At 61.5% G+C, this 12,347-nt stretch carries 11 protein-coding genes and 1 pseudogene; 4 read left to right on the forward strand and 8 right to left on the reverse strand.

Annotated elements, in window-relative coordinates; genetic code table 11:
* Positions 1–151: 151 nt before the first annotated feature.
* From DKB71_RS15985 to DKB71_RS16000, 4 genes are all read right to left on the reverse strand, one after another.
* Positions 152–862 (reverse strand): ATPase, encoded by a 711-nt coding sequence (locus DKB71_RS15985; protein WP_323605800.1) that lies wholly within the window; start codon positions 860–862, stop codon positions 152–154.
* Positions 863–1,090: 228 nt separating this feature from the next.
* Positions 1,091–1,501 (reverse strand): cupin domain-containing protein, encoded by a 411-nt coding sequence (locus tag DKB71_RS15990; RefSeq protein ID WP_408601007.1) that lies wholly within the window; start codon positions 1,499–1,501, stop codon positions 1,091–1,093.
* A gap of 194 nt (positions 1,502–1,695) precedes the next feature.
* A complete protein-coding gene (locus tag DKB71_RS15995; protein WP_046818089.1) occupies positions 1,696–1,989 on the reverse strand; it encodes a putative quinol monooxygenase in 294 nt (97 codons plus the stop codon).
* A 124-nt stretch (positions 1,990–2,113) separates the two neighbouring features.
* Positions 2,114–3,547, reverse strand: coding sequence for a PLP-dependent aminotransferase family protein (locus DKB71_RS16000; protein WP_408601008.1), 1,434 nt, complete (start codon positions 3,545–3,547; stop codon positions 2,114–2,116).
* 205 nt (positions 3,548–3,752) lie between these two features.
* Between DKB71_RS16000 and DKB71_RS16005 the strand changes: the two genes are divergently transcribed.
* The 4 genes from DKB71_RS16005 to DKB71_RS16020 all read left to right on the forward strand — a co-directional run bounded on the left by DKB71_RS16005 (position 3,753) and on the right by DKB71_RS16020 (position 6,428).
* Complete coding sequence (locus DKB71_RS16005; RefSeq protein WP_323626595.1) at positions 3,753–4,193, forward strand: carboxymuconolactone decarboxylase family protein; 441 nt, start codon at positions 3,753–3,755, stop codon at positions 4,191–4,193.
* Positions 4,194–4,266: 73 nt separating this feature from the next.
* Positions 4,267–5,244: a LysR family transcriptional regulator gene (locus DKB71_RS16010; RefSeq protein ID WP_408601009.1), complete on the forward strand. Its 978-nt coding sequence runs from the start codon at positions 4,267–4,269 to the stop codon at positions 5,242–5,244.
* Between the two features lie 58 nt (positions 5,245–5,302).
* Positions 5,303–5,824 carry a GNAT family N-acetyltransferase gene (locus tag DKB71_RS16015; RefSeq protein ID WP_408601010.1) on the forward strand — a complete coding sequence of 174 codons (522 nt, stop codon included), beginning with the start codon at positions 5,303–5,305 and terminating at the stop codon, positions 5,822–5,824.
* 109 nt (positions 5,825–5,933) lie between these two features.
* Entirely contained in the window at positions 5,934–6,428 is a 495-nt protein-coding gene (locus tag DKB71_RS16020) for a hypothetical protein (RefSeq protein ID WP_408601011.1), read from the forward strand.
* A 94-nt stretch (positions 6,429–6,522) separates the two neighbouring features.
* On the opposite strand, the gene DKB71_RS16025 is transcribed toward DKB71_RS16020, so the two are convergent.
* The 4 genes and pseudogenes from DKB71_RS16025 to DKB71_RS16040 form a co-directional block, all read right to left on the reverse strand.
* Positions 6,523–6,723 (reverse strand): cbb3-type cytochrome c oxidase subunit 3, encoded by a 201-nt coding sequence (locus tag DKB71_RS16025; RefSeq protein WP_408601108.1) that lies wholly within the window; start codon positions 6,721–6,723, stop codon positions 6,523–6,525.
* A pseudogene (locus tag DKB71_RS16030) lies at positions 6,720–6,833 on the reverse strand (hypothetical protein); the annotation flags it as partial. The gene DKB71_RS16025 and the pseudogene DKB71_RS16030, both read right to left, overlap by 4 nt.
* Before the next feature lie 331 nt (positions 6,834–7,164).
* A complete protein-coding gene (locus DKB71_RS16035) occupies positions 7,165–9,531 on the reverse strand; it encodes a tetratricopeptide repeat protein (protein WP_408601012.1) in 2,367 nt (788 codons plus the stop codon).
* 187 nt (positions 9,532–9,718) lie between these two features.
* Positions 9,719–12,232, reverse strand: a complete 2,514-nt coding sequence (locus DKB71_RS16040) for a fused MFS/spermidine synthase (protein ID WP_408601013.1) — start codon at positions 12,230–12,232, stop codon at positions 9,719–9,721.
* Positions 12,233–12,347 lie beyond the last annotated feature (115 nt).

Raw genomic sequence — 12,347 nt, forward strand, 5'->3', positions numbered from 1 at the left:
TGAAAAAGCCCCGCATTGAGATGCGGGGCTTTTTTTTTTTCGCCCAGGTTTTTATAGCGTCAATTCTGGCCCCTTCGCGGGCAAGCCCGCTCCTACAGTGGTACGCGGCTAACCTGTAGGAGCGGGCTTGCCCGCGAAGAGGCCCTATCTTTTAATACAACTTATGACCTTGTTTATTATCAACCATCGACACTTTATCTGTCGGTCTGGTCAATAAATTACTGAGCGACTGGTCAAACTTCTGCAGTGCCCTTACTTGCACATTCTGCTGTTCATTAATATCGGCAACGATCTCTTCACTGCGTTTATAGTCGGCCCACACTGGGCTCAGTGCTACGGCGTCATGGCCTCTTGCAGTGCCGATATAGTTGAAGTTGCGATCGTAGAAGTCGGCACTGACATTGGCCTCGACGTCCGAACTGCGCGAGGTGATCAACTGGCTGCGGCTGTCGACGATTGCAACCACGTCCGGTTTCGCCGCCTTGAGGCTCTGCATGTCCGGATACACCGTGACCGAACCGAACTGCCGTTGCAGCGAGGCCTTGACCCAGTCCACCGCCAGGTCGGGCTTGGACGTGGCGACATACGCATCGTGAATCGGTTGAACCAGCAGGCTCTGGCCGAAGCCGGTGCCGGCATTGGCCTGGTACTCCTGCAGGTAGGCGCGATTGGCCTGGGTATTGCGGCTGTAGACCACGCCCAGGGAAACGTCATGGCCGTTGGGAATGCTGGAGGCGCTACTGCGACCTACGGGGGCGGTGAAGATGCCGTCCAGCGAAGAGACCGCGGAAGGTGCCGTGGGAATCGAGCAGCCGGTTAACAGGGCCGTTATTGTCAACGTACTGACAAGTGCAAGTTTCATGGTGTTTCTCCACTGAAACAACATCAGTCGGAAAGTTAAGTTGCCGGGCATGGCCGGCAGTGACTTCAGACTAAACCGGGAGTCACTGAATGAAATGGCCAATATCCGCTATTATCCGTAGATCAATAGTTTTATTTGCTTTAAAGAAGTGCCGTTAAGTGCCCGGAGAAATAAAAAGACCCCAATCGCAGATTAAAGCCTTTTTATTTATGGCTGTTCGTTCAGCGATCAGTTTTTCAAGGGGACCAGGACTTTTTCGTCGGGCGACAACACCATGAACACCAACAGTTTTGCAGGTTGGGTTGCGCTGGCGTTTTTCGAGACCAGATGTTCCGAGCCAGCGGGTTCGTACCAATACTCACCGGCCTTGTACGTGATCTCTTTTTCGCCCTTCACCTGAGAAGTGATCGACCCCGAAAGCACATAGGCCATGGCCATGCCGTCATGTTTGTGGGCGATCGACGCTTGGCCTGGCTTATAGTCGACCTCGATCATCAAAGCCTTTTTGCCTGGGGCGTTTTTCAGCATCTGGTCCTGCAACACCGTGACCTTTTCTGAAGGATCACCGGCCTCATGGGCAAACGCCGAGGCGCAAACGGTCAAGGCAAGGGCAGCGAGAGAGAAGCGCAAAACGTTCATGGTTGATCACCTGCAGTGGTTAGTCGTCAGGGACCAATCTATGGCGTCGGTGGGAACAAACAAACAGCCAATTTTCGGGAAGGCAAGGGGACCAATGTGCGGCGCTTGAACGAAAAAGATCGCAGTCCCCGACCACGTTTGCAGAGGTACCCATACTCTGCAAGCGCGACCAGGGACTGCGATCTTAACCGTGTTTATCTGATCGGAAAGCTGTTGAAGTCGACGGCGTTGGCCAACTGGCAATCGATCAGGTCGATGAAGCCTTGCACCTGGGGACTGTTGAAATGCGATTGCATGGCCGTTTCCGATTGCCAGTGGGCGCTGACAGTCCAACGGTTACTGTCCTCAGGGCAGCGGTCGACCATATAGGATTCACAGCCCGGTAGTTCGCGCAGGGTATCGACAATTTTTTGCAATTGCTGACCCAGTTCATCCGAGCGGCCGGCGACGGCCTGCACCTTTACGGTATTGATCACGTTGTAGGACATTGGCACACACTCCTGAATCAGGCCGGACGAATCCTGCTCATTGAGGGATAACGCCTATGCAGGATAGGCCTGCACCTCCGGACCACCAATAGCCAATCGCTTAATAAAGCCGCAGACCAATCCGTCAGGCAACCTGCTGCAAAATGTCTCGAAAACGATCCAGGGCGATGTCGATGTCCAGGGTCTCGATAGCGCCGAAACCGAGGAAAAACCCGGCCTGGGGCGCTTGCTGATAGAAAAAGCTGTCGATGGCATAGAGCCCGACTTCAACCTTTTTCGCCAGCTCGATCACCAGTGCCACATCCACTGGCACCTTGCACAGCACCACCATGTGAAAACCCGCCGTGGTCGGCACCGCCTCCAGCCAGGGTGAGAGATCGCCGGCCATGCGCGCCAGGATCCGCTCGCGCCGGCCCGCATAGATCGTGTGGCAGCGACGAATGTGCTTGAGCAGGCAGCCTTCGGCGATGAATTTGGCCAGCGCCCACTGGGGCAGGGTGGAGGTGTGCAGGTCGGTGAGCTGTTTGGCGCGCACCACCGCCTCGAGAATCGCCGGCGGCAGGATCGCGTACCCCAGGCGCAGCTCCGGCAGCAGGGTTTTCGAGAAGGTCCCGACATAGGCGACGATCCCGCGTTCATCCATGCTTTGCAGCGAGTCCGTGGGGCGGCCTTCGTAGCGGAATTCGCTGTCGTAGTCGTCCTCGATGATGATCGCGCCCAGTTCATGGGCCTTGGCCAGCAAGGCGACTCGCCGCTCGTGGCTCATGGGCATGCCCAAGGGGAACTGGTGGGACGGGGTGACGTAGATCAGCCGCGTTCCGCGGGGGATTTGCTCCACCACAATGCCTTCGGCGTCCACCGGCACGCCCATCACCGTGGCGCCGTGGGTGCCGAACAACAGGCGCGCCGGTGGATAACCGGGGTCTTCCATGGCCACGATGCTGCCAGGGCGGGTCAGCACCCGGGAAATCAGGTCCAGGGCCTGTTGCGCACCGTTGCACACCACCACGTCCTCATCCCGGCAATTGACCCCGCGAGAAAAGGCGATGTGTTGCGCGATGGCATTACGCAGGGCCGGCAGGCCTTCAGGCAGGCTGTAGAAACCCTTGGACCCGGCAATCTGGCGCAACGCATGGGACGTGCAGCGTCGCCAGTCGTCCTGAGGGAACTGCCCTTTGCTTGTGGCACCGCCGATGAAGTCGTAACGCAGCGACCCTTCCAACGTGGGGTGGCGTAGAAATACCGGAAGTTTGCGCCAGGACTCGATCACCTCAAAGCCGGCGAGCTCGTCAGGGCTCTGCTTGCGCTCGACTTTCGTGGCGCGGGCGTTGACGTAGGTGCCTTTGCCGATCACCCCGGTGAGGAAGTTTTCATAGGTCAGCTGGGCATAGGTATCGGAAATGGTCTTGCGTGAAATGCCCAGTTGCTCGGCCAGCAGGCGGCTTGGCGGCAGTTGCGAACCGGCTGCCAGGCGGCCTGATTCGATAGCGCTGCGCAGTTGCTTGTACAACTGGCCCGCCAGGTCCTTGCGGCCGTTAATGACGACGTGTAGTTCCATACCGGCAAGGCTCCTGGGCTGTTGAGGCGCGTGTGCATCGCGCCAGATTAACCGCAACTTGTGTTTATACATAAGTTGCGTGCAGGAAAAACCGCCAATTGGTCTGCAGCCCGGTGGTCCACGGAAAATTCGCCCAATTGGATATGTAACGCAGGGTTATCAACGACTACCTTGGGGGCACATCGTCGCTACCTGAGATCGCGCCATGAAGCCCCGCCTGGATTACTACAGCGCCTCGCCCAAGGCGATGAAAGCGATGATCGCCATGGAAGCCCTGACCAGCAGTCTGAGCATCGAGCCGGCGCTGCTGCACCTGGTCAAGATCCGTGCCTCGCAGCTCAACGGCTGTGCGTTCTGCACCGACATGCACTCGGTGGACGCCCGGCGCCTGGGCGAGACTGATCGCCGCCTGTATTCGATTGTGGTCTGGCGCGACAGCAACTTCTTCAATCCGCGCGAGCGCGCGGCCCTGGCCTGGACCGAGGCGGTGACGCTGCTGTCCCAGGACCATGTGCCGGATGCCGTTTACGAGCAGGCCCGGGCGCAATTCAGCGAAGGAGAGCTGGTCGATTTGACAATAGCTGTCACTACCATCAACAGCTGGAATCGACTGGCCGTGAGTTTTCGCCAGACGCCCAGCGCCTGAGCGCCTGTCACACGTCTTTCATGCACGATGCGCAAGATGGAGCTCCCGGTGAAAGATCGACAGGGAGTCATCGATGTCCTTCATGGAAACCCGCAGTGCTCAGCCTGTAGCGCAATATCGCGCAGCCTTCGATAAAACCACGTCCTGGCGCACCCGCGCGGCGCAGATCGATCCGCTGCTGGCGCAGTGCTTCAGCGTCACCGCCCGCTGCGGCTGCTTCATGCAGGCGGCCCGCCGCCTCAACATCAAGGCGACCCGGTTGCGCCAGCAATTGACGCAGCTTGAAAGGCAGTTGCAGTGTTCGCTGTTCAGCGCTTCGGAGAACGGCCTGGTGCTCAGCCGCGACGGCCTGCAACTGCACAGGCAGCTGACCGCGCTGGCGCACGAACGCGACTTGCCGGTGATCGAGCAGCCACGGGTGCGCCTGGCCGTCGCCGAGACCATCCTGCACGACATCCTCGGCCGCGACCTGGTGGGGTTGCTGCGACGCAATGCCAGTGCGCGCCTGGACATCATCAGCCTCGACAGCGAATTGTCCCTGCAGGCCGTCAGTGCCGATGTCGTGGTGTGGCTGGCGGGGCCCGACTCGCCGATGCCGGGCCCGAGTTTCGCCGTCAGCGAACCGCGATGCATGGCGCGACTCGACTACGTGCCGCACATCGCCAAGCGTTATTCCCGGGTCGCCGCGCGGCCGGAAGGCCTCGATGACCTCGCCGACTTCATGCTGGTGCAATGGCAGCACGATCGGCAGATCGACAGTTTTCGGCCATGGAACGACCTGGTCGACCAGCGCCTGGCCGGGGTCGTGCAGTCGCATTCCTACGAATTGATGCTGGAGATGGTCCGTTGCAGCGCCTGCATCGGTCTGTTGCCCGGCTACATGAGTCACTTTGATCGTGCCTTGATCGGTTTGCCGGGGTTGTTCGGCCAGCCGATGCAGCGCCAGTTGTGGATGGCGGTGAATGCCGAGTCCCTGGGTGAGGTGCAGGTGCAGACGATTGTCGAGTTGATCCAGAACACCTTCGAAGAGCGGCGGGAGTGGTTTTTGTAGGGGTGATGATGGATGCGTTAGAGTAGGCGGCCATGACTGTCTCAAGGATGAATCACCCATGACCGCCACCGACGCTGTCATCACCCTCGAACGCCTCAACGATTCCCACGTTGAAGGCATCACCGCGCTTTACCGCGAACCGCTCGTCGCTCGTCAAACGCTGCAAATGCCGTTTCCGTCCTCCGAAACCTGGCACAGACGCCTGGCGACGGACAACGAGCGGGTTTTTCAACTGGTGGCCGTGCACCAAGGGACGGTTATCGGCAGCATCACCCTGGAACAGTTTTCCCGTATCCGTCGCAGCCATGTCGGCAACTTCGGCATGGGCGTAGCCCCTGCGTGGCAGGGCAAGGGCGTGGGTTCGACACTGTTGGCGGCGGCGCTGGATATCGCGGACAACTGGATGAACCTGCGGCGGGTCGAGCTGAGCGTGTATGCCGACAACGAAGCCGCCATCGGCCTGTACCGCAAGTTCGGCTTCGAAAAAGAAGGGTTGTTTCGCGACTATGCGGTGCGTGACGGTGCCTACGTCGATACCTTGAGTATGGCGCGCCTGCGCCGCATGCCCGTGGCCGATTGATCGTTCGCCCAGGGTCAAAGCCACCGCTCGTACGTTTAGTCGTACGTCGGTGGCGCGCATCTGCCATGCTCAATGTCCTCAGCACTGCTCCAACCATAGGAACACCGCAATGGACGATGTACAGCAACTGGGTGAGATGCTTCGCCACTACGCAGAAAGCGAAGCGCACAAGAAGCAGCTGTTCGAGACGCAATCGAGCGAGTGGGCGGCGCGCATTGGTGAGCTGTTCAACCAGATCCAGCAATGGCTGGAGCCGGTCAAGGCGCCCCATTTGCTGGAGGTCAGCCGCGAGGCGTATGTCGCGTCGGGGCCGAGTGTGCCGGTGGAGAGCTCCACCTTCAAGACTGAAAAGCTGAGCATCCTGATCGCCGGCAAACCGGTGGAGTTCGTGCCCGACGTGATGGGTGTCGGCGGTCAGATTTCACTGGCGGTGATGGGGTTTACCGCGGCGCGTTATGGCAGCGTATCGCTGGTGTGCCTGCCGCCGTCCACGAGCTGGCAGTGGCGCAAGACCAATGGCTTGAAAGACCCCGATACCTTTGCCTTCGACGGGAATTTCCTCGCCCAGCAGTTGCAGAGCCTGATTCCCCGCGAACGCGGTTGATCCAAGACCGCGATGGCTGGCTAGCCAGCTCCCACACGGATTGTACAGTCCCTGTAGGAGCTGGCTTGCCAGCGATGGCGTCCTCAGCTTCACCTCAAACCTCCAGATTACCCCAGCCTTTTCGAGGCTCTTGCGGCGCCACCGCATTGATGCTCTTGCCCGTCGCGGCTTCAACCCGCCGCGCAACCTCCGGATCATCGGCAAACGGAATCAAACTGGCATCGTCCAGGCTTTCAGCCGTCTGATGGCGCAGGCAGTATTCGATGGCGACCCACCCAAACACCACCCCCAGGATAGGAACAGCACACCCCCGGCAAAACGCACCACGAACCCCGGATGGCTGGCCTGCAAGGCCTCGACGAAGGAATAGGTCAGCGTGCCGTCGTCGTTGATCGCGCGCCACACGCGGATCAGAACCAGCATGACGTGAATGCGCGGGGTATTTCTCTGATATGGTTTTTCCACATATGGCTGAATCTGTTACGAAGATTAGCATCGGTCCATAGTCATATGCCTCTGCAGGAGCGAGCTTGCTCGCGAAAAACCCGAGAGCGCCACGGTTCTGCCGCGTCGTGAAGTGGCGGCGGTGAGTCAAGTTATTCATTGGCAGGGCTGACGCTTTCGCGAGCAAGCCCGCTCCCACATTTGATCTTCAGAGTTCACAAAATCTGTGACCCGAACAGATCCAATGTGGGAGCGGGCTTGCTCGCGAAGGGGCCTTAGGATCAGCCACCAATTACTTCAACGCTGGATCCCCCATGTTCATTTTCTTCCAGCCCTGCAACAACACCTGGGCCTTCGGTTCTTGCCCGTTATCCAGGTAATACTGGATCAACGACAACCGCGCATTACGGTTGGCCGGCTGCACTTTCAACAGCCGTTCCAGCTCCTCGCACGCCGCATCGACCTTGCCGCTGTCATGCAATGCCACGGCCAGCACGTAGCCGTACTGCGCACTCTGCGGCTCCAGTTGCGCGGCTTTTCGCAGGAAGGGCATGGCCTGTTCGGCTTTGCCGGCGCGCACCAGTGACAAGCCCTGGGTGTGTTGCAGCAGTGCGGCGTTGGGGTGTTCCTTGAGGCTTTGCGCCATCAGCGCCTGGGCTTCCTGGCTGCGACCATTGGCCTCCAGCCACTGCACCAGGGTCACCAGCGCCGGGTAGAAGTCCGGGTCGCGCTGCAGTGATGTGCGCAACAAGCCTTCGACCTCGCCGCTGCGGCCGCTGGCCTGATAGAGCATGGCCAGGTTGAGGTTGGCTTCGGCGCGTTCGGCCAGGCTCTTTTGCACGGCTTCGTATTCGCCGATGGCAGACTCCCAGTTGCCCTGGGCACTGCCCAGGCCATTGCGGGCGACGCTGAGCAAGTCGCGGGCCGCCGCGATGCGCACGGCCTTCACCGGGTCGCTCAGCAGGGGCGTCAACAGTGGCGCACGCTCTGGCGGCGGCAGGAAGGCGCTAATGGCACGGATGGCGCTTTCGCGCACTTGCGGTGCCGGGTTGGCCAGGTCCTTGGTCGCCAGTTTCAGCGCCTGCTCACTGGGGTACAGCGGCAACTCCGTCAACAGCGTCGCCCGTTGGATCGCCGGCAGGTTGCTGCGTTGCAGTTGCTCGTACAAGGCTTGCGCGGCGCCGGGCTGGCCGTTGCGAATCAGCCACAGGCTTTCGTCGTAGCGCGGGGCTTGCACGGCGCTGGCGTTGGCGGTGTTCCAGAGCTTGAACTGCTCTGTGACCTTGTCGCCGGCCTTGCCTTGGTGACAGGTCAGGCAGGCGTCCGGCGTGCCGAGTTTTTTCGCGCGCTCGGGGTTGGGGATGCTGAAACTGTGGTCATGCCGGAAGTCGTTGCCCATGTAGAACTTGCCGGGCATATGGCAATCCACGCACTGCGAACCTGGCTGGCCCATGGTGTGGCGGGTATGTTCGATGGAGTCGTAGTTCTTCGCTTGCAGGCCTTTGCCGTCGACGGTTGCCACCGGTGTCTTGCCGGCGGTGTTGTGGCATTGCAGGCAGACGCCATTACCCGGTGCCTTGAGTTCGCTGCTGTGGGGGTTGTGGCAGTTGCTGCAACGCACCCCCTTGTCGAACATTTTGCTCTGGGCGAAGGAGCCGTGCTCGAACACTTCGTCCTTGATCTTGCCGTCCAGGGCGTACAGCTCGCGGGTCAGGGCGCTTGGCAGGTAATCATCCATCAGGCGCTTGCCGACGGTGAAGCCATCGCCCAGGGGCGCGCGGCGCGAGTGACAGCGGGCGCAGGTTTCGATTTCGACGGTGGCGTTCTTGTCCTTGAGGTCGACGGCGAACCCTGCGTGGATCAGGTCGGTCTTTTTCGCCGTCCATTCCAGGTGATTGGAAGCCGGACCGTGGCAGGCCTGGCAGCCGACGCCGAGGTTGTTCCACTGGCCGTCGAAGGTGTTTTTCGCGGCATCGAAATTGCGCTTGTAACCGGTGGTGTGGCACTCGACGCACATGAAGTTGGCATTTTGGCTAGGTTTGCTCCAGTGCAGCGGGTCCTTGAAGGTCACGCCCTGGCCCGGATAGAGATGAAACCAGCGATGTTTCTCGGTATCCCAGGCGATGCCCAGGGCTTGCAAGCGACCATCGCCCACCTCGATCAGGTACTGCTGCAACGGTGCGATACCGAAGGTGTAGGCGACCTTGAAGTCGGCGTTCTTGCCGTCGATGCCGGGGGTGTTGACCCAGAATCCGTCGTCCTTGCGCGAGAACCGGGTGGTTTCGTTTTCGGCTTTGAAAGTGACGTTGTTGAAGTCGCCGAGCATGGTCTCGGCGTTGGCTTCCTGCATCGCCAATTGGTGATGGGAACCTTGCCAGTCCTTGACCTGGGCGCTGTGGCAGCCCTGGCATTGTTGTTCGTCGACCATTTTCGCCGGTGCCACGGCAATGGGTTGCGGTTGTGGTTTGGCGGGCTGGACGACAGGTGCGCTGACCGGCGCAGGGGGCACGGGGGCCGGTTGGCTGCTGAACAGGAACCAGCCGATGCCCGCGACCGCCAGCAGCAGGATGCCAATGGTGACGGGGAACAGGTAACGATTGATCAGGGTCGATTGCAAATCAGGGTTTGGCTTTGTAGCTTTATTTTTATGTGTCGGCATTACGACTTCCGTAGTCCAGGTGCGTTTGCCGTCAGGCGCGCGTTGAGGCTCGAGGCAGCTTTGCCGGAAGGGCGGCGTGTGTCAAATGATGGTTGTGGTGAATGTGATGGCTCCTTCGCGAGCAAGCCCGCTCCCACAGGGGAACGCATTCCAATGTGGGAGCGGGCTTGCTCGCGATAGCGATCTGTCATTCCCCGACAAACCAGCGGAAATACGGATTCCCCCCGTCCCCGCGCATCACCTCGCGCACATCCCTGGCCCAGGCATCCCGATCGCCGTCATAGGCATGCAGGCTTGCCCGATAAAACTGCATCAGGCGTTGCCGATGAGCATTCATGCGCTCATTGAACCCGGCATCGGCATTCACCAGCGGCGGCGCGACGTGCAGATCCAGCAGCGCCGGCAGCACCCGGCTGATTTCCTTGGCCCGCACCCACGGTGCGTATTCGATGCGCGGTTGATCATCCGTCACCGCGGGGGCGTCAGCGGCGAAGCGCTCCAGGCCGGTGCGATCGGTCACCCAGGTCGCGAGTAGCGCGGCGGCCGAGCCGATACCGACATCCTGCAAGGTGCTGCGTACGTTGTCCTGCTGGAAGCGCTGGTTGATTTTCGCCGCATCCAGCTCGATCGGCTCCATCGAGCCCACCAGCAGCATCTCGTGGAACTCGCTGGTCCACAGCGTGGCGTAGGGGAAGACATCCAGGAAGCTGCGTACCAGCGAGCGCGAGTCGTCGATGTTCTGCGTCGGCAACGGCAGCCACTGGGCGACGAGGCCCTGTTTCTGCAGGCGACTGGCGGCCAGTTGATAGAAATCCCGGGAATACAGGTTGACCACGCCGGCAGCGGAGGGCGGTGGCGGTTCCAGGGTGATCAGGTCGTAGGGCTGCGGGTTGCGCAGCAGTTCCTGGCGACCGTCGCGCAGGCGCACGTCGACACCCGGGTCGGCAGCCGCATTGAAGTTGCCCTTGAACAAGGGCGCCGCGTTGACCACTGAAGGCAGCAGCTCGGCGACCACCCGGTGTTCCAGGCCCGGATAGCGGGTGAGGGCACCCGCCGTGATGCCCGTACCGAAACCGATCACCAGCGCCGAACGCGGTTCGCCGTTGTGGATCAACAGCGGCAACAGCGCCTGAATCCGCATGTAGCGCAGCGAAGGCATGGCATCGCCGGTATTGGACACGCCCTGGATGTACAAACGCTGGAACGCCCGCTGGCCCTTGCCCTGGGTGACCACGGCCACGGTGCCGCCGCGTCCTTCCTCGTAGAACGCCAGGGTACCGTTGCGCGCGCCGGGCAGCAGGCTGGCCAGTTTGTCCACCGGAGTCAGCAGCGCCAGCGCCAGCGAGACCAGGCCGACCGCGATCACACCCTGGCGCCGGCCTTTCTTCACGCCATGACCCTTGCGCACCGCGAAGTAGCCGATTCCGGCGGCGATGATCGCCAGCAATCCCAAGGTTCGTACCAGCCCTAGCAGCGGGATCAGCACAAAACCGCAGAGCATCACCCCGACGATGCCGCCCAGGGTATTGAACGCTACCACCTCACCGACATTTCGCCCGACATGCTCGCGCCCGACGCTGAGGCGCAGGGCCACGGGAAACGCCGCGCCGAGCAGCACGGTCGGCACGAACACGATGCTCAATGCGGCCACCGCAAAGCGTACGCTCATGCCCAGCAATTCACTGGCACCCCATGACAACACCCAGGCTTCGGCCACGCTTTGCGCGAGCACCAGCCAGCGCCCCAGCAGGGCAATTTCCAGCAAGGCGATCAAGCCGGCACCGGCGATCAGCAGGCCGAACCCCCCCCAGGGATCGCGCAGGCGATCGACCCGGCGGGCGAGCAGGGCGCTGCCGAGGAACAGCCCGGTGAGGTAGGTCGCCAACACCACGGCAAACGCGTAGGTGCGGGTACTCATGAACTGCACGATGGATTGCGACCAGACCACTTCGTAACCCAGGGCCACCCCACCGGCAATCGAGTACAGCCACAGGGCCAGGCGATCCGGCGCCTTGTTGGCGTGGTGCTTGACCGGTGCCTCAACGGCGGGCGAACGATGGCGCTGGAACCACAGGGCGCCCGCGGCCGCCAGCAGGTTGAGCATCGCGGCGGCCAGGGCACTGCCGCGCACGCCGAGGGTGGCGATCAGCACGAACGCAGCGAGCAGCGTGCCGGCGATGGCGCCGGCGGTGTTGGCCGCGTACAGGTGGCCGCCGGCCTTGCCCAACTGCTGCGGGTCGCTGGCCAGGGAGCGAACCAGTACCGGCAACGTACCGCCCATCAGCAGCGCCGGAACGCCCACCAGCACAAACGGCAGCACCCAGGCCAGCAGGCCGATGTGTTGTTCCAGCCAGGCGAAAGGGCTGGCCGCGACGCTCATGGCGAAGGTCGCGCCGACACCCAGCACCGCCACCAGCACTTCCAGCCCGGCGTACAGCAGCACCGGTTGCTGCAGGCGGTCCGCCCAGCGGCCGAACAGCAATCCACCCAGGGCCAAGCCAGCAAAAAATGCGCTGATCCCGGTGGTGATGGCGTACACCTCGACGCCCACCACCAGCGACAGCTGCTTGATCCACAGCACCTGGTACACCAGCGCCGCGGCGCCGGAGACGAACAGCAACAGGGCGGGGATCAACAGCGCCGAGGGAGGCGACGTGGGGGCAGGTATGGCCGACGACTTGCTGGCGACACGTGAGGACATTGCGGAGTGCCTTGTTCCGGTTCAAGAACACCTGTGACTGTGCCGGCCCTTTCGCGAGCAAGCCCGCTCCCACATTTGGAACGCGGACCCCTGTGGGAGCGGGCTTGCTCGCGAA

It is taken from the genome of Pseudomonas sp. PLMAX (genome assembly GCF_046042685.1).
Taxonomy (GTDB): domain Bacteria; phylum Pseudomonadota; class Gammaproteobacteria; order Pseudomonadales; family Pseudomonadaceae; genus Aquipseudomonas; species Aquipseudomonas putida_AE.

Coding starts and splice junctions, on each gene's coding strand:
- DKB71_RS16040 (WP_408601013.1), bottom strand. CDS start 12,232: ATGTCCTCACGTGTCGCCAGCAAGTCGTCGGCCATACCTGCCCCCACG.
- DKB71_RS16000 (WP_408601008.1), bottom strand. CDS start 3,547: ATGGAACTACACGTCGTCATTAACGGCCGCAAGGACCTGGCGGGCCAG.
- DKB71_RS16010 (WP_408601009.1), top strand. CDS start 4,267: ATGTCCTTCATGGAAACCCGCAGTGCTCAGCCTGTAGCGCAATATCGC.
- DKB71_RS16005 (WP_323626595.1), top strand. CDS start 3,753: ATGAAGCCCCGCCTGGATTACTACAGCGCCTCGCCCAAGGCGATGAAA.
- DKB71_RS16015 (WP_408601010.1), top strand. CDS start 5,303: ATGACCGCCACCGACGCTGTCATCACCCTCGAACGCCTCAACGATTCC.
- DKB71_RS15990 (WP_408601007.1), bottom strand. CDS start 1,501: ATGAACGTTTTGCGCTTCTCTCTCGCTGCCCTTGCCTTGACCGTTTGC.
- DKB71_RS16020 (WP_408601011.1), top strand. CDS start 5,934: ATGGACGATGTACAGCAACTGGGTGAGATGCTTCGCCACTACGCAGAA.
- DKB71_RS16035 (WP_408601012.1), bottom strand. CDS start 9,531: ATGCCGACACATAAAAATAAAGCTACAAAGCCAAACCCTGATTTGCAA.
- DKB71_RS15985 (WP_323605800.1), bottom strand. CDS start 862: ATGAAACTTGCACTTGTCAGTACGTTGACAATAACGGCCCTGTTAACC.
- DKB71_RS15995 (WP_046818089.1), bottom strand. CDS start 1,989: ATGTCCTACAACGTGATCAATACCGTAAAGGTGCAGGCCGTCGCCGGC.